The following is a 21,912-nucleotide window of genomic DNA, read 5'->3' as shown; positions in this document are numbered from 1 at the left end:
CAAATACAAAGCAGGTTAAATTTCAAATGAAAAGCCCTTTTCAATCAGCCGGTCATATACCTTCTTATCAAACCTGAATAATTTTGCAGCTCTGTGCGAAACATCCTTTTGTTTTTCACTTGAAGAAACCAGCAGGTTCATCTTAATCATTTTTCTTCTGAAATTGGGCTTATCCAGTTTTTTTTCCAGTATGGCTTCATATAATTCCTGCAATTGCAGCAACGTGAATTTTTTGGGCAGCAGGTTAAATCCTATTGGTTCATGTTGCACTTTGTGTTGCAGATGAGAAAAGCACTTTGTAAAAATTGTATTGTGATCAAAACTCATTTTTGGCACTTTGTTTACATTAAACCAAACTACATCCGATACAGTCGGGCCCGCATGCAATTCAAATTTTTCAATGTTTACCAAAGCATAATAGCAAACTGTAATCACGCGTTTAACCGGAAAACGATTGACTTCGCCAAAAATATGGAATTGTTCCAGGTAGATATTTTGAACTGCTGTTTGTGAAGTTAATATTCTGTAAGCTGCCTTATCAAGGCTTTCGTTGTATTTTATCCACCCACCAGGCAAGGCCCATTGACCTTTGGTGATGCCCTCTCCATGCTTTACCAATAGGACTGAAAGTGATGAGTCTTTAAATCCGAAGACAACGCAATCGATAGACAGTGCATCAATAATTTCATCAGATAATTTCAACTTGTCAATTTTTAATTGGTAAAAAAAAGTTCTTGCAAAGTACAATTTTTATAAACCTCTTCCTGCCTGCGAAGAGGATTTGTGTGCAACACGCAAACCACACGCACCAGTTATTTGACAGGATTGCTCTGCATTTCAACAACCGGTGTGGAAAAAATAAATTTTAGCAGATTAAAAATTTAAAATAACTTGTAGTCTAAATTACTATAAGTTAATAAAACTGTAGTAACCTATTGCCATAAAAATTAAAAAGACGATTGCCAATAATAACATGGCGGCTGTGTTGATAACATTAAATCCAAGCGCTGATACATGATAAATAATTGCCCCGCCGGCACATGATTTTCATATTTTTTGTTGTACGTGTTTCCTAAGCAACACCAGTAAAATTTATAATCAGGTGACTTAGGCATCCTGTCAAAAAGAGGAAAAAAATTTGACTTTTAAAATAAATGTCAAACATACTTTTAATAACACTGTTTCAAATAGTATATGAATGAATAAAAGTCTGTTTCTTTTAATACTCTGTGCCGGTAGTTTTTGTTCTGCCCAGCAAAAGCCTGCATTGAAATTGTGGTATAATACTCCTTCGGGTAAAACCTGGGAAAACGCTCTACCCATCGGCAATGGCAGGTTGGGCGCTATGGTTTATGGAAATGTGGATACCGAAACAGTCCAGTTAAACGAACACACCTTGTGGAGTGGAAGCCCGAACCGGAATGACAATCCGTTAGCGCTGGATTCGTTAACCGAAATCCGGCAACTGATATTTGCAGGTAAACAAAAAGATGCGGAACAATTGGCTAACCGGGTTATCATCAGCAAAAAATCCCAGGGCCAAATGTATTTACCTGCTGGTGAATTACACCTGGTATTTGATGGGGTTGACAATTATACAAATTATACCAGGGAGCTGGATATTGAGAAAGCTGTTGCTACCACCACGTATAAAGCCGGAGGTGTTACCTATACAAGGAAAGCAGTTGCGTCTTTTACTGACCAGGTAATTGCAATAGAATTAACGGCAGATAAACCTAACAGTATTTCATTTACTTCTTTTTATTCAACACCGCTGCCAAATACTATTACTAAAACCGCCGGGCAATCACTGTTAACTTTTTCAGGTACCGGTATTGATCATGAAGGGGTGAAGGGTAGTATACATTATAAAGGCCTGGTACAGTTTAAAACGAAAGGAGGAAGCATCACTGCTACGGATACTGCTGTGATTATAAAAAATGCGGATGCTGTAACAGTGTATATTTCAATTGCGACCAATTTTGTCGATTATCATACGCTGAATAGTGACGAAGACCCCAGGGCCCGGAGATATCTTGCAAAAGCAGTTACCAAATCATTCGCTCAAATTTTACGACAACACATTGCTGCCTATCAAAACTATTTTAACCGGGTAAAACTGAATTTAGGAAACACGGAGCCCGCAAAGCTTCCAACAAATGAGCGGTTAAAAAATTTCAATAAAACCAATGATCCAGAGTTGGTAACACTCTACTATCAATATGGCCGGTATCTGTTGATTTCTTCTTCGCAACCCGGCGGCCAGCCTGCCAACCTGCAGGGCATTTGGAATAATAAAGTTTATCCGCCGTGGGATAGCAAATACACCATCAACATCAATGCAGAAATGAATTACTGGCCTGCAGAAAAAACAAATCTTTCAGCATTGCACGGGCCATTTATGCAGATGGTAAAGGAAATGGCTGTTACAGGAAAACAAACTGCCCGGGACATGTACGGCACAAGAGGCTGGATGGCGCACCACAACACAGACATATGGCGGGCCACAGGAGCTGTGGATGGCGCTTTTTGGGGTGCATGGATCAATGGCGGCGGATGGGGTGTTATGCATTTATGGGATCATTATCTGTACACCGGTGATAAAAAATTTTTGGTTGATGTTTATCCGGTAATGAAAGAGGCTGCACTTTTTTACGCTGATTTTTTAATAGAACATCCCCGGTATAGGTGGCTGGTAATTTGTCCCGACATGTCGCCGGAAAATGCACCGGCCGCCCACCAGGGTTCATCGCTGGATGCCGGCGTTACCATGACCAATCAACTAATTTTTGATGTTTTTAGTAACACCATTAAAGCCGCAGGTATTTTAAAGAAAGACAAAGCTTTGATGGATACGCTCGTCCAAAAAAGAAGTCGTTTATCGCCGATGCACATAGGTCAGTTTGGGCAACTGCAGGAATGGTTAGACGACATTGATGATCCAAAGGATCATCACCGGCATATTTCACACTTATACGGCTTGTTTCCATCTAACCAAATTTCACCTTACCGCACACCATCACTATACAGCGCCGCAAAAAATACCTTGCTGCAGCGTGGAGATGTCTCCACCGGCTGGAGCATGGGTTGGAAAGTAAACTGGTGGGCAAAAATGCTGGACGGCAATCATGCCTATAAACTGATACAAAGCCAACTTACACCAGTGGGTACCAATGAAGGTGGTGGTGGCACTTACAATAATTTATTTGATGCTCATCCGCCTTTTCAAATTGATGGGAATTTTGGATGCACGTCGGGGATCACAGAAATGCTGATGCAAAGTGATGATGGACTGTTAAGTCTTCTGCCCGCATTACCGGATGTTTGGCTGGCAGGTGGAAGTATTAGTGGCTTGAAGGCAAGAGGAGGATTTGAATTGGTTGACATGAAATGGAAAGATGGCAAATTAGTAAAAGCAATCATCAAATCAACGCTGGGAGGTAATCTTCGTTTGCGCTTGCCAAACACAATGACAGCGCATGGAGTGATATTGAAGAAAGCCATTGGTGAAAATCCAAATACTTTCTACCAAACAGAAAAAATACCTGATCCGGTGGTCGCAGGAAAAGCAATTATCACGCCACCAGCTTTAGCCATAACTTTTGAGTATGATTTACCAACCACCGCCGGACAGGTGTACACCTTGCTGGCAAAATAAAATTTGGAACAGACCCTCAGTGTTTAAAAACGCTGAAAATATAAATAATAGCTTCTTTAAAAACATGCCTGATTACATAAAAACGAATGCCAAATATGAAAAGAATTATCTCCACCGGTTTTTTACCGCACGCAATCAGCAGGCTTGCATATGCTACAGTTAGGGAAGTAGTTAAAGCGAATTGCAAAACATTGGCCATAGTTGTGGCAACTGCATTGCTTGGGGGAAGTTGTGCAGCCCAGTCAACAGTCACAGAAGATTTTAAGCCTTCCACCCTCAACCAGCCGGGGCAGGAATATCCGCAGGTAAATTCTCAGGGGTATGCAAGATTTAAAATAGTAGCGCCCTCCGCAGACAGCGTAAAGGTAAGTCTTGGGCTTGGTGGAAGAGGGGGTACAAAACTTACGAGAGCGGCAGATAGTTCCTGGATGGGTACAACTGAGGGACCAATGGATGAAGGCTTTCATTACTACAACGTGAACATTGATGGAGGGAAGTTCAATGATCCCGGCGCATTGAATTTTTATGGTTCCGTTCGTTGGGAAAGCGGCATAGAAATTCCGGCGCATGACCAGGATTTTTATGCATTGAAAGATGTTCCGCATGGTAATGTTCAGCAGGTATTATTTCCTTCTGCAAGTACCAAAACATCACGGCGTGCATTTGTATACACGCCACCAGGTTATGAAAAAGACAAAGGAAAAAAATACCCTGTTTTATACCTGCAGCATGGCTGGGGCGAGGATGAAACGGCATGGAGTAACCAGGGGCACGCCAACCTCATCATGGACAATATGATTGCCGAAGGCAAGACAAAGCCATTTATTATTGTAATGACTTATGGCATGACCAATGAAGTGAAATGGGGGCATATAAAAGAGTTCAGTATTGTACCGTTTCAAACAGTATTGCTGGATGAACTCGTTCCTTACGTGGATGCAAACTTCCGCACAATGGCTAACCGGGAAAACCGTGCAATGGCAGGCTTGTCAATGGGTGGCATGGAAACCCATACCATTACTATAAACAAGCCGGATGCTTTTTCTTACTATGCGCTGCTTAGCGGCGGCACTTACACGCCCGAAGAAATAAAGGATAAATCAAAAGTAAAATTGATTTTTCTTAGTTGCGGAAGCAAGGAGAGACCTGATGCCGTAAAAAGCTCAGTACAATCTTTGAAAGAAGCAGGCATCAACGCCGTGTCTTATATCTCAGAAAATACTGCTCATGAATTTCTTACCTGGAGAAGAAGCCTGCATGAACTTGCGCCACTTCTGTTTAAGTAAAAAAAACTCCTGTTAATTTTAATTGGTTGTAAAACTGTTAGATGAAGTACAAACACACACTCATAATGCTAGCGGTGACTTTTTTTAGTCACTACTGTATAGCGCAAGCCGGCAATGGCACGGCTGCCGATGACTTTAAACCTGCCTCCACCAACCAGCCGGGCAAAAAATATCCACAAGTGACTGCCGGCGGAAAGGTGAGGGCAAGCATTGCAGCACCACAGGCACTCAAGGTTCAGCTTGATATTGGCGGCAAAAAGTATGACATGGTAAAAGATGAGACGGGTGTTTGGACCGGTGAATCCATGCCACAGGATGAAGGCTTTCATTATTATCAATTGAATATTGATGGTGCTTCGGTACCCGATCCCGGAAGCCTCTGTTTTTACGGTGCCGGCCGCTGGGGAAGTGGTATTGAAATTCCAGCCAGTGACCAGGATTTTTTTGCACTGAAAGATGTACCCCATGGGCTGTTGAGTGAAAACATTTATTTCTCCAAAATTACCAATGCCTGGCGGCGGTGCTTTGTGTATACGCCTGCCGGATACACCGAAAACAGCAAAACACGCTACCCGGTTTTATACCTGCAGCATGGCAGCTTTGAAGATGAAACAGGATGGGCAACCCAGGGAAAAGCCAACTTAATTCTTGATAACCTCGTCGCTGATAAAAAAGCTGTTTCGATGATAATTGTAATGGATAACGGTTATGCATATGTGCCACAGGATACAGCAGCTGCAAACAAAAGAATGCCTTCTTTCGGAACATTTGAAAAAGTGATGGTGAATGAAATTATCCCGATGATAGATACCAAATTTAGAACGATTACCAACCGTGAACATAGGGCAATCGCAGGCCTTTCGATGGGTGCCAATCAAACTGTACGCATCCTTATGAATAACCTGGGCAAGTTTTCTTTCTTCGGCGGATTCAGTGGTACTGCAAATTACCCTTCAACCGAAGCCATTGATCCTGCTACATTCATGGATGGAAAATTTAAAGATGGGGAAGCATTCAACAAACAGGTGAAGATATTTTTTCTTGGGCTTGGCACTAAAGAACCCAATCCATTTCCGGGATCCGTTGGTGCATTCAGGGCTATGTTAGATAAGCAGGGTATTAAGCATGTATATTATGAATCTCCACAAACAGCGCACGAATGGCTAACCTGGAGAAGGGACTTGCAGCAGTTTGCATCATTAGTTTTTAAAGACTAAAATGAAAAAAAAATATCTTAAGTACACTTCTTTTTATCGTGGTTATTTGATGTTGCTACTATTTACAGCCGGGTCTCTTCTAATTACCTCCGTTACGGTGGCGCAGAAAAAAAACACAGGCAAAAACACAGCTGCATTTCAATCCGGCAAATACGAGAACATTTTTATTGATGCGGGGTATAGCAAAGCAGCTATTGATCAAAAAGTTGAAAAAGCCTATCATGATATTTTTGAAGGCCCCAACAAGGTGTACTTTGAGGTTGGCGACAGCATGGCTTATGTATCAGACATCAAGAACCATGATGCAAGAACAGAAGGACTCTCTTATGGAATGATGATAGCTGTGCAGTTGAATAAGAAAGAGGTATTTGATCGTATTTGGAGATGGAGTGAAAAATATTTGCAGCATCCTGATGGCCCGTCAAAGGGTTACTTTGCCTGGAGTATTAACCCGGAAAGCATGAAGAAAAATTCTGAAGGCACTGCATCGGATGGAGAATTATATTTTATCACGGATCTTTTGTTTGCGTCTAACCGTTGGGGTAATGCTACCGGTATCAATTACTACGCAAAAGCAAGAAAGATATTGGATGCCATGTGGAAGAAAGATGGCACAGGCGGCATACACAATATCATCAATACAGCACACAAGCAAATAAGTTTTACACCCGAAAGAGACAATTACAATTGGACTGATCCTTCTTATCATTTGCCGGCTTTTTACGAAATATGGGCCTTATATGCAAAAGATGGGCACGAACAATTTTATAAAGATTGCGCCGATACCTCCCGTGCCTTTCTGCATCGTACATGCGACGCAGTGACGGGGCTTAGTCCTGATTATGCAGAGTTTTCCGGTGCGATACACGTAGCTCCGTGGATGCCTGCAGGATTCCGCTATGATTCATGGCGTGTGCCAATGAATATTGCAATGGATTATACATGGTTTGCTAAAGACAAAGCCTGGCAGCAAGACTATGCAAAAAAGATTCAGCAATTTTTGCGGTCAAAAGGCATCAGCAAATTTGAAGACCAGTTTAATACAGATGGCACCACACCGACTGAAATATTGCAGGCAGGCGGCTTTAAAAAACTAAGACATTCTATCGGCCTGGTAGGAACGGCAGCTACCACAGCAATGATCACAAAAGATAAAGCCGGTTTAGATTTTGTACATGAATTATGGAACTCAAAACTGGAACCTTATGAAGATGGATATTTTGATCCTTATTATGATGGATTGCTATATCTTTTCAGCCTGATGCACCTGGGTGGAAAATACCAGGTAATAACACCGAAATAATAATTTGAAAAGTAAATACGCAATATGAAAAAAATGTTGGCAGCCGCAACAGTGTTATGCTTGTTGTTTCAATATGTAAATGCACAGGAGCCTGTAAAGGCGGCACAGTTTGGATTTGATACAGCCCGTACAAACATACCGCACGGTAAAATTGATACGATAACTTATCCGTCCAAAACAGTTGGTACAAAAAGAAGAGCGATCATTTATACTCCACCCGGCTTTGCTAAAAATAAAAAATATCCCGTTTTATATTTATTGCACGGCATTGGCGGCGATGAAAAAGAATGGCTGAACGGTGGCACACCCCAAGTGATTCTGGATAACTTATATGCCGATGGAAAAATAGAACCGATGATTGTGGTGATGCCAAACGGCAGGGCCATGAAAGATGACCGTGCTGGTGGCAATGTTTTTGAAGCACCGAGGGTACAGGCTTTTGCAACCTTTGAAAAAGATTTACTGAATGATGTGATACCATTCATTGAAAAAAGGTATCCTGTGCTTAAAGACAGGGAGCATAGAGCAATTGCGGGCTTATCAATGGGGGGCGGACAATCACTCAATTTTGGGCTTGGTAACCTTGATCAATTTGCATGGATCGGCGGCTTCTCCTCAGCCCCCAATACAAAGCCACCAAAAGAACTGCTGCCTGACCCCGAAGCTGCCAAACAGAAAATTAAACTGCTTTTTATTTCTTGCGGTGCAAGCGATGGCTTGATCTCATTCAGTAAAAGAACACACGATTACCTCCGGCAGTATGGCGTTCCACATATCTATTTTATCGAACCCGGCGTACATGATTTTAAAGTTTGGAAGAATGGTTTGTTCATGTTTTCACAATTGATCTTCAAACCGGTTGATCCCGCTACGTTTTCAAAATATCCTGTGGCTGGTGCACCTGCGGCAACCAATATCCGCAATGCAAAATACCCCCAGGTAACTTCAGACAGCAGGGTACTATTTAGCATTAAAGCACCAGACGCAAAAAACGTACAAATTGATTTGGCAAAAAAATACGACCTGGTAAAAGATACAGCCGGTGTATGGACAGTGACAACCGATTCTGTGAGCGAAGGATTTCATTATTATTCGTTGCTGATAGATGGCGTGGCGGTGGCCGATCCTGCAAGTGAAACTTTTTATGGCATGGGCAGAATGGCAAGTGGCATTGAAATTCCTTTTGCCGGCGGCGATTATTATTCAACTAAAAATGTACCGCACGGTGATATAAGGATCAAAAAATATTTTTCAAAAAACACTTTTTCATGGAGGCAATTTTATATCTACACTCCACCGGGTTATGATTCAGCCACGGCAGATAGATATCCTGTGTTATATCTGTTGCATGGAGGCGGCGAAGATGAACGAGGCTGGGCAACACAGGGAAAAACAGACATGATCTTAGATAATTTAATTGCTGATAAAAAAGCAACGCCGATGCTGATAGTAATGGTTGATGGCAATTTTTATGGAACCGGCGGCGGCATTGCCGGCTTTGGAGAAGCCGCATTAAAATCTTTTGAAAACGAATTGAAAGAAAATGTGATGCCCTTTGTAGATAAAAATTACCGGACAAAAACAGGTGCCAGTAATAGAGCGCTTGCAGGCCTTTCCATGGGCGGTTTGCAAACATTGTACGCAGGTTTAAAAAATACAGATCAGTTTGCCTACCTCGGTGTATTTAGTTCCGGCTGGTGGGCTAATCAACCTTCGCTTGCAGAGCCACAGTATACTTTTATGAAAGAGCATGCATCTTCTATCAACAGTAATTTAAAAAACTTCTGGATTGCCATGGGCGGCCCCGAAGACATCGCTTACAAGAATTGCAAAATCATGCTGGGCAGGTTTGATGAGATGGGTGTTAAATATAAATACAGCGAATACCCGGGCGGGCATACCTGGCCGGTGTGGAGAAACAACCTGTACAATTTTGCACAGGTATTATTCAGGTAAAAAACGTTGCCAATTATTTTATTTTAAGAAAAAGACTTTTCATGAAAAAATCAATGCTCAAAACAGGTATGATATGTGTTTTTTGTGCTATCAATTTCCATTCAGCTATTGCACAAACCCCCACTTTAAACTTAGATTTTACAAAGCCCGGTGCTAATGTAAGTCCCATGTTGTATGGGCTGATGACAGAGGAAATCAATCATGCCTATGATGGTGGCTTATATGCCGAGTTAATCCGCAACAGGATATTTAAAGACAACAAAACTACGCCGGAAGCCTGGAGCCTCGTTCGAAATGATTCTGCTTCTGTGGCGGCAATAAAGCTGATGGCAACCAACGAAGAGCATATCCCTTATGATGAGCGTCGCCATGCCATCAACGGGGCACTCTCCACCTGCTTAAGGCTTACGGTTGAAAAAGCAGCAGGTCGTGTTGGTATCGCCAATGAAGGTTATTGGGGCATACCCGTAAAACCTTCTACCACTTATAACGCTTCACTTTACATAAAAGGTACGGGCCGCACAGAACCCTTTCGCTGGCCCTGGGAACCGAAACCCTCTACGCTGTCCCTGCCAGACATTGCAGACAACGCAGCGGGTCCAATTACAGTTTCCATTGAAAGCAATGATGGAAAAACAGTGTATGCTTCCGGAACGATCAACCTTGCAAAAAGTATTTTCTGGAAAAAATATGAAGTTACACTAACCACCAAAGCGGATGCAAAACCTACCGCAGATGCAAGGTTTGTAATTACAACAGATCGGGTGGGGGAGTATTATTTTAATTTGGTTTCATTGTTTCCACCAACCTATCATAATAAGCCCAATGGCTTCAGACCAGAGTTGATAAAAATGATGGCCGATATGAAACCAAAATTCCTGCGTTTCCCGGGTGGAAATTATTTGGAAGGCCCAATGATTACGGATGCCTTTCCCTGGAAAACCACATTGGGTCCGTTGGAGCAAAGGCCCGGCCATAAAGGCTCCTGGGGTTACCGTGCTTCTGATGGTTTAGGACTATTGGAATTTTTACAATGGTGTGAAGACATAGGTGCAGAGCCACTGTTGGCTGTGTATGCAGGTTATTCATTGCAGGGTGATCATGTGGATGCTGGCCCGCTGTTACAACCATATGTAGAGGATGCACTGGATGAAATTGAATACGTGACGGGGGATGTAAATACTTACTGGGGCGCTAAACGTGCCGCTGACGGGCACCCGGCACCTTTTAAATTAAAGTATATTGAAGTAGGCAACGAGGACTGGTTTGACAGAACCAATAGTTATGATGGAAGGTTCAAACAATTTAGGGCAGCGATTGAAAAAAAATACCCATCACTGCATGTGATCTCTACCATTGCTGAAACACAATATCCAGACCTGAAAATAACCGGGGATAAGAAGCCGGAGGTGGTGGATGAACATTACTACCGCAACTCCTGGGAAATGTGGGAGAACGCTTCGCAATATGACAAGTACGACCGCAATGGGCCAAAAATATTTGTTGGTGAATGGGCAACAAGAGAAGGTGCACCAACAACGAATTTAAACGCTGCATTAGGCGATGCAGCCTGGATGACCGGCATGGAAAGGAATGCAGATTTGATCATCATGTCTTGCTATGCACCACTATTTGTAAATGTAAACAAAGCCACATCCACTGCTCCCAAAGCATGGCAATGGGATTCTGATTTAATTGGCTACGATGCATTAAACAGTTATGGTTCTCCATCTTACTATGTTCAAAAATTATTCGGAAACTTATTGGGAGATAAGGTTGTATCCATTACCGCCACTAATATTCCAACGCAACCAAAACCACTGACCAAACAAGACAGCACGGAAGGAAAAAAAGTTGCTATCCAGGTACCGACTGTTTTTTACAGCGCAACAGCGGATGAAAAAACAGGCGACCTCTTTATTAAAATTGTCAACACAACCGGCAAAAAACAACCGGTTAATTTTAACCTGAATGGCGTTACTAAAGTGTTGCCTGATGCAACAATGTATGTCATTACAAGTGCCAGGCCGCAAGATACAAATACCATTACGGAGCCTGAAAAAATTGTGCCGGTAAGTTCAAAAATAAAAGGGGTGTCATCTAAGTTTAAAAGAATACTGGAGCCATATTCGGTAAGTGTGTTACAATTGCAGGTAGCTAAATAAGCAAATTATTTTCTAATCAAGACCGGCTAAAACAAACATGAAAAATAAAATTATTCTGTCAGCCATTTTTTTCCTGCCGGCCTTCGCTTCCTTTTCTCAGGATAAAAATTTTTACATCTTCCTCGCCTTTGGCCAATCCAATATGGAAGGCAATGCACCCGTAAGGCCAGAAGATACAGTTGGCGTAGACAGCCGCTTTAAAGTAATGGAAGCAGTAGACTGTCCTGATCTTAACCGGACAAAGGGGAAATGGTATACCGCCATTCCGCCGTTATGCCGCTGCCACACCGGTTTAACGCTTACCGATTTTTTTGGGAGAACAATGGTGGCCAATTTACCAAAGGATGTAAGGGTCGGTATCATTAACGTATCTGTTGGCGGTTGCAAAATTGAATTGTTTGATAAAGATAACTATCAGTCTTATGTTGCTACGGCTCCGTCATGGATGCTGGGCATGATAAAAGAATATGACGGCAATCCTTATGCAAGGTTGGTGGAAATGGCGAAGCTGGCGCAGAAAGACGGCGTAATCAAAGGTATATTGTTGCACCAGGGAGAATCCAACCCCAATGATTCTTTATGGACAAAAAAAGTAAAAGTAGTGTATGAGAATCTATTGAAAGATTTACATCTCAAAGCAAAGCAGGTGCCACTGCTTGCAGGCGAAACGGTGAATGCTGACCAGGGTGGCATTTGTGCAGGAATGAATAAGATCATTGCAACGTTGCCTCAAACAATTAAGCACTCATGTGTCATTTCATCTGCAGGATGTGCTGATGCAGCGGATAATTTACATTTCAATGCAGAAGGTTATAAAGAGTTGGGTAAAAGGTTTGCAGAAAAAATGTTATCATTAATGAAATAATCATCATGAAAAATAAATGTAACCATCAAGCCTGTAGTAGATCTATATTTTTCTTTCTCGTTTTTTTTGCAGCGCAGTTATTCCTGCATGCGCAGGATAAAAATCCTATGCCTGCTATTCCGGAGGCAAAGCCAATTAATAGCGTGCAAATGGGCGATTCAAAATCCTTTCCTGAAATGAAATTGGATATTCCGATTGCACCCGGCCCTTACGAACCAACATGGGAATCTATTGAAAAAAATTATCCAGGTTCTCCAAAGTGGTTACGGGATGCCAAGTTTGGTATCTGGGTTCACTTTGGTCCGCAGTCTGCCGGGCAAAGCGGTGACTGGTATGCACGCAAGCTGTATGTGCAGGGCTCACTGGCAAATAAAAATCACCTCAAAAAATTTGGACATCCTTCTGAAGTGGGTTACAAAGAAGTATTGCGTGACTGGAATCCTAAAAAATTGGATCCTGCCAAACTCACTAAAATATACCGGGATGCAGGTGCAAAATATTTGATGATACAAGGTGTGCATCACGATAATTATGATATGTGGAATTCAAAATATCAACCATGGAACTCCGTCAACATCGGTCCTAAAAGAGATTTGATTGGTGAATGGGCGAAAGCCTGCCGTGCAGACGGTATGCGGTTTGGCGTAACCTTTCATCACGAGTACACATGGTGGTGGTGGCAAACAGCTTTTGGCAGCGACACTTCAGGAGACAGGAAAGGAATGCCTTACGACGGTAATCTTACATTGGCGGACGGCAAAGGAAAATGGTGGGAAGGGTATGATCCCCGGATGCTGTATGGTATTGATTTGCGGGAGTATGATGGGGTAGATAAAAATGCGCATTCCCCATGGTCACCCCCACCTGCAGGTATATTTTCCAATCACCTGGAGTATGGAAAATGGTATGCAAAAAACTGGGCTTTGCGAATGATGGATGTTGTGGAGCATTACGATCCTGATTTTATTTATACAGACGGTACCGTGCAGGGGCCATTCACCGGGGATGGAACTGGTACCGGGCTGAAAGCAGATGCCATGCAGCATGTAATAGCCGACTTCTACAACCGTACGCTGAAGCGTCGTGGAGTAGTTAATACTTTCAGCATTGTAAAATTCCGCAACAAAACAAATGGCACTGTAAATACAGAAGAGTTTGGCGTACCTGAGAAAATAAATACAGATCAAACATGGATTGCAGAAGCTCCTGTTGGGGATTGGTTTTATGCTCCCGGCTTTACTTATAATTCAGGTATGATGATCCGGTATGTTATTGAAGCAATAGCAAGGGATGGCAATGCGGCACTTTGTATTTCCATTTTACCTGATGGCTCATTAGATGCAGGCAGTTTAAAAATGCTGAAAGAAGTAGGCGTATGGATGCGAAGGAATGGTGAATCTGTTTACGGCAGCCGTGCATGGACTATCCCGGGCGAAGGAGCAATAGTTGATGGCAAACTAAAAATGTTGCCTGGTGGCGGATTGACTAAAAGACAGGCTGAGTTTAAGTTTGACGAGCACGACTTCCGTTTTACAATCGGCAAAAACAATGCGCTGTATGCATTTTGTATGAACGTGCCTGCACCAGGCACTCAATTAAAAATAAAATCGCTTGGTGCAGCAGCGGGTTTCCCGGGTAAAACTGTAAAAAATGTTACACTGCTGGGTTACAAAGGCAAACTGCAATGGAAGCAGGAAAGTGATGGACTTTACATTACATGTCCGGCAACTATGCCATTTGAAACTTCTATTGTTTTTAAAGTAGATTAAATATGCCAGCATACCTGTATGCAGTAAGCAATATAATTTGATATGAAAAATAGGTGGGTGGCGGGACAGGCAGTTAAGCGTTTGATTTGGCCACTTCAATAAAAGCGTTCCGCCAATTACAATTGGTAAGAAGAGGTAACCATTTTTAAGAAAAAATATCTCAGCGTAAATATTACCAACATGAAAAAGATTCTTGCCGTAGTTCTTCTGACAATACCCATATTACTCCATGCACAAACTGCAAAGATTAAAATTGATCCTGAAAGAAGCATGGGAGAGATTGATCCTAAAATTTACGGCGTATTTATGGAGCCTATCCAGATAAGCGGCAGAAGAGGTTTGCCTGATTCTCCCCAAATCAATACGCTTTATGGAACCATTTACGATCCTGCTTCGCCTTTAGCGGATGAAAACGGTTTTAAGAAAAATTATATTGAAGCGATGAGTGAATTAAAGGTGACCAATATGCGTTGGCCCGGCGGTAATTTTTTAATGGGGTATAACTGGCAGGATGGGATTGGTGCCAAAGAAAAACGCCCTGCACGAATTAATATGGCCTGGGGCGGTATTGATAATAACCATGTAGGAACAGATGAATGGTTTGCATTGAACAAATCGATCGGTAGTGAAAATGTGGTGGCCGTTAATCTTGGCCTGGGTACCATCCAGGATGCAGCCTACTGGCTGGAATACTGCAATTATCCCAAAGGAACCTACTACTCCGACCTGCGTGCAAAGAACGGTCATCCTGCACCGTATAAAGTAAAGATTTGGGACCTGGGAAATGAAGTGGACGGAAAGCCATGGGAACTGGGACATAAGAATGCAGAAGATTATATTGAAGTGGCAAGGGAAGCTGCAAAGGCAATGCGGGCCGTTGACAGCAGCATTGAGCTGGTAGGTTGCGGATCTTCCTGGTATAGTAAAAATGCGTGGGACGATTGGAACCGTAAAGTATTATATGGTATTGGCGATAAAATTAAATACCTCTCTATACATAGTTACTGGGAAAATTCGCCTGACTATTATACGCACATGGGCGACGGCGCTAAGATTTTTGACGACAGGATAAAAATTACTTCCGGTGAAATTGAAGCGGTATCCAACACGCAGGGATTTAAAAATCCCATTTATATTTCTGTTGATGAATGGGGAGCTTTTGGAAGAAACTTCATGAGCGTTTTACCCGTGGCGCAATCCTTCAATTCATTTATACGTCATGCGGAGGTGGTAAAAATGTCCAACTTCACTTTGCTCACCTCCCTGTTGTCAAGTGATCCTAAAAAGGGAACGTTTAAATCTCCGTTGTTCTACATTTTCAAAGCTTACTCCAACAACTGCCTGGGTACTGCGGTAGATACCTACGTGGAGTGCGATACTTTTAATACAGAAAAATACAAGGGGATGGCATACCTGGATGTGTCCACTACTTTTTCAAAAGAGGCCAATGCCGTTTTTGTTAATGTGGTTAACCGCCATAGGGATAAAGCCATTACAACAGATATAGTGAATACTTCGGGAGAGTTTACAGGCAAAGCAGAGGCCAGTATTATAACCGGCAAAGACATGCAGGAAGCATTTGCTTTTGACAAACAACAGGAATATGAACCGGCAAAAACCAGTATAGAAACAAAGAACAATAAATTAACCTGTAATTTTCCGCCTCACTCTTTTACTCAAGTAAAAGTGATGCTGAAAAGAAAGTAATCCTGCATAAAGAAAATGCTATACAACCGGTAGTGTGCTTTTAAGCCCACCCGCAAGGCTGATTAGAAAGGATCAGGCCATCGAAGCCAGGGTGTATGCGCTCGCATTTGTTATTATTTCTATTTTCTGGCTGTAAAAAATTAACCAGGTATACAAACCAGTCAGCCAACAATGGAAGATGAAAATGTTTGTGCATTTATCAGCCGACTGCAAAATCAATACGGCTTACTCTTACTGCAGCGCCGCGATTTTTTCAAATTCATCACCCAGCTTGTTGGTGAGACTTTCAAAAATTTCAAAATACTTCATGTAAATTTTATGGTTATTTTCTGCCGGTGAATAGCGTTCACCCACTTCTATCTGGCTGGCAGCTTCATCGAGCGATTTAAAGATGCCCATGTCGGTTGCAGCCAGCAAAAATGCACCAATGCTTACGCTGTTGGCATTCTTGGTAACATCTACGGGTTTATTAAACATGTCGCTGATTATTTGGGCACAAAAAGGTATGGTGGCAAAACTGCCGTTCACAGAAAGGCTGCTGATATTTCTGTGCTCATTCAGCATTTTTCCAATACTGTAAATTTCGTACAATATGCCTTCAATGGTAGCTCTTATAAAATGCTGGCGTTCGTGTTTGATATTGATGCCAAAGTACATGGCTCTTGCATCAGGGTTCCATATCGGGGCTCTTTCACCCAGCAGGTAAGGTAAAAATAATATGCCTTCGGAGCCGGTTGCAACTTTTGTTGCTTCCTGCAACAGGTTGTTCATGCAGCTTTCGATATCGTATGCGGTAGTAAAATCGCCGAACTGTTTGGCAAACCATTCAAAGATGCCACCACCGCTATTGCTGGGGCCGCCGCTTACAAAACAATCTTCTGTAATTAAATAATTAAACACCCGTTTTTTTTCATCATGCAGCATTTTGTTGCCTACCACTCTTACGGCACTGCTGTCTTCAATTGTAATGGTAGCTTTATTACTGTTCCAGATGCCGGCCCCCAGCGTTGCCATACATCCATCGCTGGAGCCAACCAGTATTTTTATCTCCTCTTTTAACCCTAATGAATTTTGATAGGCTTTTTTTAATGTGCCGGCACTTGCAAATACCGGTACCAGCTGGGGTAATTTATCCGGGGTGATACCAGCAAAATCGAGCGCCTGTTTTTCCCAGGCAATTTTATGTATGTTCAGCATCCCGGTGGCGCAGGCCAGGCTATAGTCAATAAGGTACTCGCCCGTTAGCTGATAAATTACATAGGATTTGATGGATAAAAATTTACCTGCCTGTTTAAAGGTTGCTGCATCATTCTTTTTCATCCACGCAATCTTCAGCATCGGGGACATGGGGTGCAGGGGAGTGCCTGTGCTATCATAAATTGCATCTGCCAATGCAGATCCACGTATTTCCTTCGCCTCATTTTTTGCCCTGTTATCAGCCCAGGTAAAAGCATTGCTAAGCGGTACACCATGCTTATCAACCGCCAGCATACTGTGCATAGATGAGCTGAAACAGATAGACGCCACTTTATATTTTTTGGGATGTATTTTTTCATTCAGCAAATTTTTCAGCACATACAGCATGGTAATAAATATCTGTTCCGGATCCTGTTCACTGTAATCGGGCTGCGAATGAAAAGTGGGATAAAATCCTTTCATACTGCCGATGACTATTCCATTTAAATCAAACGCGAAAATTCGTACGGCGTTGGTGCCCAATTCGATCGTGATGATACACTTCATAAAAACAATTTATTCGTGATAAGAGTTATTTTTTCTAAACTCACCCGGCGTATAGCCGGTTAGTTTTTTAAAGGTGGTTGAAAAATGTTGCGATGAATAGAAGCCCGTATCCAGCGCAATATCAGTAATGCTTACGTCCTTCTTTTTTAACAATTTAATGGCCTCAGAAATGCGGATATTGATGAGGTAATTAATGGGCGTAAAACCAGTGAAGTTTTTAACCCTTTCGTTAAAAAGCGTGGTACCCATGCCTGCAATGGCTGCCATCTCTTCCACCGACCATTGATGAGAAAGATCTTTACGAAGGGAAGCTTCAAGGTTCATAAACACTTTCGGAAAATCTCTTGGTGGATTATTTTGTTTAGTGAGTTGCCTTGTGATGGTGATCAGCAATTCATCAATCATTTGGTTAATACGGGTAACAAAGCCAAGTTCATGATGGTGAATTTCGTAAGCAATGCTATGTAGTATTCTACCCGCATCATTTAATTTAGACAATACCGGGTTACTGTTCAGCGTGAGCAACTTCCCTACTGCCATACTTTCATGATCACTCAAGCCGCTCCATTTGCCAGGTACCAGTTCACCGCTTTCCAATTTTTGAAATTTTACCTGCATCCAGGTAATGCACCCCAGGTCAAGAATCCCTTTTTCATTACCAAATTTCTGTCCGGGTAAAATCAACACAACATCACCGGGAAACAGCACATGTGGCTGCTCATTTATTTTCCATTCAAACCGGCCTTCGTTAATAAAATAAATGCATACCCCTTCTACAACCTGCTCGGGAAAAGACTGCAGCTGTATAGAAGCATTTTTCTTTGCACTCAATTCCAGTATATGCGGAAACAGGTTAAGATTTGAAGCAGCACCCTGCTGGTAAAGAAATTGAAGCATCGTTTTTTAATGAATAATCAGATACTAAAGAAAGGTAAAAATTATTATCCGGTTGTACAAAATACCCCGGCGTTTGTTATTGGAAGTTTTAGCAACAGCAGCTTTATATCTTGCATTGATTTTATTTCAGAATTATTCCATCACAACGATTGCTTAAAACATTTTGCTTATGAAAAAAACAAAGCGCTCCTTTGCCGGAGCTATGTTTGGTAAACTTACGTGTTTACTTTTTATTCTGCTTCCTTCTTATTCATTAATGGCGCAAACAATTTCGGGGACAGTTACAGATGAACAGGGTGCAAAACTGGCAAATGTCTCTGTAACTGTAAAAGGCACTTCTGCAGGTGTATCTTCCGATGCGCAGGGAAAGTTTGTTGTTGCAGCCAAAACAGGCGCCACACTTGTATTTACTTATGTTGGCTATCAGCCTGCAGAAGTAAAAGTAACCAACGCAACCCGGGAGTTGACTGTTGCAATGAAAACAACTGTTGATGGCCAGGCCCTGAATGAAGTGGTAGTTACCGCCCTTGGTATAAGGAAAGAAGCAAGAAAACTGGGATATGCCGCCACTTCGGTTAGTCCTGACCAGCTTACAGTAAACCGGACTGCCAACCCGTTAAATGCCTTGCAGGGAAAGGTGGCGGGGTTAAATATTTCCAGCCTGGGTACGGGTCCTGGCGGTACTTCAAAAATCCGCATTCGCGGCCAGTCTTCTATCAATGGTACCAACAGTCCGTTGATTGTTATCAATGGCGTGCCTGTTGACAATACCAATTTTAATGACGCTGCATCTGCCGGTGTAAAAGGTGGTGGTGTTACTGCCGATGGTGGCGATGGTTTATCCAGCATTAACCCTGATGATATTGAAAGCATGACGGTACTGAAAGGTGGTCCTGCTGCGGCTTTGTATGGTTCACGTGCAAAGGATGGTGTAATCATGATCACTACAAAAACCAAAGCAAAAAATAAGGGCATCGGCGTTTCCTATAACGTTAATTATACCAATGATACGCCGCTTGATTTTACAGATTACCAAAAAGTATATGGCCAGGGAGAGAACGGAGTGAGGCCAACCTCTCCCAATCCAACTTCGGGTCAATGGTCTTTCGGAGAAAAAATAACGCCGGGCATGACTTACACGTTATTTAATACACCAGATGTGCCGTATGTGGCGCAGGGTAGCCGTATCAAAGAGTTTTACAGGACCGGGCAAAACCTGTCCAACACGGTGAATTTTTCTACTGCGACAGATAAAGGTGGTTTGTATCTTTCTTTGTCAAACTCCAATAACAAAGGCATTGTACCCAACAATACTTTTGACAGAAAGGGAATTAACCTTGGCTTTACACAAAACTTTACTGACCGGTTCAATGTGTCGGGTAATATCAATTACACAAACGAAGTCAACACCAACCCGCCAAGTATTGCCAACCAGGATAATACCATACCAACTGCGTTAATGGCTATGGCCAACACAATGCCACTCAGCGTACTGAATGCCAACAAATACAATCCTGCTACAGGTAACGAGTATACGTATTCAAGATTTGCCAACCGTACCAATCCCTACTGGACATTGGCCGAGCAGTTTCATAATATAAAACGGGACAGGATTTTTGGCAACGTTTCAGCTACCTACAAAATATTGCCCTGGCTTTCTGTTATGGGGCGCTTTGGCCAGGATTACTGGAGCCGTGATGAAGACGTAAATAATTTCCCAACCGGCCAGGCATCACGCGGTCCGGCACCGGCAGGTTTTGTAAATGGTGTTTATACACAGGAGTCATATCGCTTCAGGGAAGCCAATCTTGACTTTCTTGTAACAGCCAATAAAACCTTTGGTGATTTTGGTGCAACCCTAACCGGAGGCGGCAATCAAATGCGCAAAACAAGAAATATTAATAATGTACAGGTGACCGATTTTGTAGTACGTGGTTTGTATACTGTGCAGAATGGTCGTGCAAAAGACCCGGTGTATTCATTGACTGAATCTGGTGTAAACTCATTGTATGGGTCGGCGGATTTATCGTGGAAACGAGTGTTATACCTTACAGCCACTGCAAGAAATGATTGGTTCTCTACTTTATCCGCGGCTAACAGAAGCATTGTTTATCCATCTGTTTCCGGTGCCTACGTGTTTTCGGAATCGCTTAAAAGCATTCCATGGTTAAGTTTTGGAAAAGTAAGATTGGGTTATTCTGAAGTGGGTAGTGATGGTGATGTGGCGCCTTATGCGGATCAATTATTTTATACGGTAAATGCCAATTTGATTAATAATCCGTCCGGCACGCCCGTATCACTTGGTACCAGTGGCAATGTATTACCGAATCCCAATTTAAGGCCAAGCCGTACTGCTGAAACAGAAGCAGGGATTGAGTTGAAAATGTTTAACAGCCGGGTGGCGGTTGATTTTTCTGTGTACAGAAAAATCACCAAAGACCAGATTGTACCAGCACAAATTTCAGACGCGTCAGGTTTTATCAATACCAGGATCAACAGTGGCAAAAGCCGTAACGAGGGTTTTGAAGCATTGCTGACACTCGGCGTTATCAGGCAGAAAAATTTTAGCTGGGACTTTACGGCCAATACCGCATACAACAAAACAAAAGTGCTTAGTATTTTAACCGACAAGCCGGGAGAAAGAATTACAACCGGCACGCACGTATTTAATGGTGAAACAAGATTAGTAGTAGGAGAAGAAATGGGCCAGATTGCAGGATTTGGGTATGCTACGGATGCCACAAAAGGCAACCAGCGCATCTTCCAGTCTAACGGCTTGCCTTTGCGCACCTCCGCATTTGTTTTGTTTGGAAGCGCTTTGCCAAAATGGACCGGCGGCTTTCTGAATACTTTTAATTACAAAGGGGTTTCACTTGCTGTATTTATTGATTACAAGCTTGGAGGAAAAATGTTGAGTGGAACCAACTTCAATGCTATCCGGCATGGATTGCACATGCGCACATTGGAAGGCAGGGAAGGTGGCGTGGTTGGCGTAGGGGTAACCCAAACAGGCGAGCAAAACACAAAAGCTGCGCCTGTACAAACTTACTGGGAACACTTAAGAAGCCAGCAGATTATTGAATCAGTTATTTACAATGCAGGTTACTGGAAACTGAGACAGCTCAGCCTGGGTTATGATCTTACAAAATTAATTCCGGCAAAATGGCCCATCAAAGGATTGAAACTAGACCTGGTTGCCAACAATGTATTGATCATAAAAAAATGGGTTGACAATATTGATCCCGAAAGTTTTGGTTTTGCATCTGATAATAATGTAGGACTTGAATCGCCGGGATTACCAACCACCCGGAGCGTTGGCATCAACTTAAATATTAAATTCTAATTC

13 protein-coding genes are annotated in these 21,912 nt (G+C 42.4%); 10 read left to right on the top strand and 3 right to left on the bottom strand.

The window, feature by feature from the left end:
• Nucleotides 1–15 precede the first annotated feature (15 nt).
• Nucleotides 16–702 carry an NUDIX hydrolase gene (locus tag QWZ08_RS06070; protein ID WP_290336362.1) on the bottom strand — a complete coding sequence of 229 codons (687 nt, stop codon included), beginning with the start codon at nt 700–702 and terminating at the stop codon, nt 16–18.
• 496 nt (nt 703–1,198) lie between these two features.
• Between QWZ08_RS06070 and QWZ08_RS06065 the strand changes: the two genes are divergently transcribed.
• The 9 genes from QWZ08_RS06065 to QWZ08_RS06025 all read left to right on the top strand — a co-directional run bounded on the left by QWZ08_RS06065 (nt 1,199) and on the right by QWZ08_RS06025 (nt 15,926).
• Entirely contained in the window at nt 1,199–3,658 is a 2,460-nt protein-coding gene (locus QWZ08_RS06065; RefSeq protein WP_290336361.1) for a glycoside hydrolase family 95 protein, read from the top strand.
• A 95-nt stretch (nt 3,659–3,753) separates the two neighbouring features.
• Nucleotides 3,754–4,944 (top strand): alpha/beta hydrolase, encoded by a 1,191-nt coding sequence (locus QWZ08_RS06060; protein ID WP_290336360.1) that lies wholly within the window; start codon nt 3,754–3,756, stop codon nt 4,942–4,944.
• Between the two features lie 41 nt (nt 4,945–4,985).
• Nucleotides 4,986–6,161 carry an alpha/beta hydrolase-fold protein gene (locus QWZ08_RS06055; protein ID WP_290336359.1) on the top strand — a complete coding sequence of 392 codons (1,176 nt, stop codon included), beginning with the start codon at nt 4,986–4,988 and terminating at the stop codon, nt 6,159–6,161.
• A 1-nt stretch (nt 6,162) separates the two neighbouring features.
• The gene (locus tag QWZ08_RS06050; RefSeq protein ID WP_290336358.1) at nt 6,163–7,464 is read left to right on the top strand and encodes a family 8 glycosyl hydrolase; all 1,302 of its coding nucleotides are present in this window, start codon (nt 6,163–6,165) and stop codon (nt 7,462–7,464) included.
• Nucleotides 7,465–7,488: 24 nt separating this feature from the next.
• Nucleotides 7,489–9,420 (top strand): alpha/beta hydrolase-fold protein, encoded by a 1,932-nt coding sequence (locus QWZ08_RS06045; RefSeq protein WP_290336357.1) that lies wholly within the window; start codon nt 7,489–7,491, stop codon nt 9,418–9,420.
• A 41-nt stretch (nt 9,421–9,461) separates the two neighbouring features.
• On the top strand, nt 9,462–11,585 hold the full coding sequence (locus QWZ08_RS06040; protein ID WP_290336356.1) for an alpha-L-arabinofuranosidase family protein: 2,124 nt from the start codon (nt 9,462–9,464) through the stop codon (nt 11,583–11,585).
• A gap of 37 nt (nt 11,586–11,622) precedes the next feature.
• Nucleotides 11,623–12,450: a sialate O-acetylesterase gene (locus QWZ08_RS06035; RefSeq protein ID WP_290336355.1), complete on the top strand. Its 828-nt coding sequence runs from the start codon at nt 11,623–11,625 to the stop codon at nt 12,448–12,450.
• A 5-nt stretch (nt 12,451–12,455) separates the two neighbouring features.
• Entirely contained in the window at nt 12,456–14,219 is a 1,764-nt protein-coding gene (locus tag QWZ08_RS06030; protein WP_290336354.1) for an alpha-L-fucosidase, read from the top strand.
• Nucleotides 14,220–14,399: 180 nt separating this feature from the next.
• Entirely contained in the window at nt 14,400–15,926 is a 1,527-nt protein-coding gene (locus QWZ08_RS06025; protein WP_290336353.1) for an alpha-L-arabinofuranosidase family protein, read from the top strand.
• Nucleotides 15,927–16,157: 231 nt separating this feature from the next.
• Here the strand turns inward: QWZ08_RS06025 and QWZ08_RS06020 are convergent, their stop codons facing one another.
• Both QWZ08_RS06020 and QWZ08_RS06015 read right to left on the bottom strand, forming a co-directional pair.
• A complete protein-coding gene (locus QWZ08_RS06020) occupies nt 16,158–17,669 on the bottom strand; it encodes a gluconokinase (RefSeq protein ID WP_290336351.1) in 1,512 nt (503 codons plus the stop codon).
• 9 nt (nt 17,670–17,678) lie between these two features.
• Nucleotides 17,679–18,566 carry an AraC family transcriptional regulator gene (locus tag QWZ08_RS06015; protein WP_290336350.1) on the bottom strand — a complete coding sequence of 296 codons (888 nt, stop codon included), beginning with the start codon at nt 18,564–18,566 and terminating at the stop codon, nt 17,679–17,681.
• A gap of 169 nt (nt 18,567–18,735) precedes the next feature.
• On the opposite strand from QWZ08_RS06015, the gene QWZ08_RS06010 reads away from it, so the two are divergent.
• The gene (locus QWZ08_RS06010) at nt 18,736–21,909 is read left to right on the top strand and encodes a SusC/RagA family TonB-linked outer membrane protein (RefSeq protein ID WP_290336349.1); all 3,174 of its coding nucleotides are present in this window, start codon (nt 18,736–18,738) and stop codon (nt 21,907–21,909) included.
• Nucleotides 21,910–21,912: the final 3 nt, after the last annotated feature.

This window comes from Ferruginibacter paludis, from assembly GCF_030409685.1.
GTDB lineage: Bacteria > Bacteroidota > Bacteroidia > Chitinophagales > Chitinophagaceae > Ferruginibacter > Ferruginibacter paludis.
The sequence above is the reverse complement of the archived record's forward strand: the minus strand, read 5'-3'. Positions and strand labels throughout refer to the sequence as shown.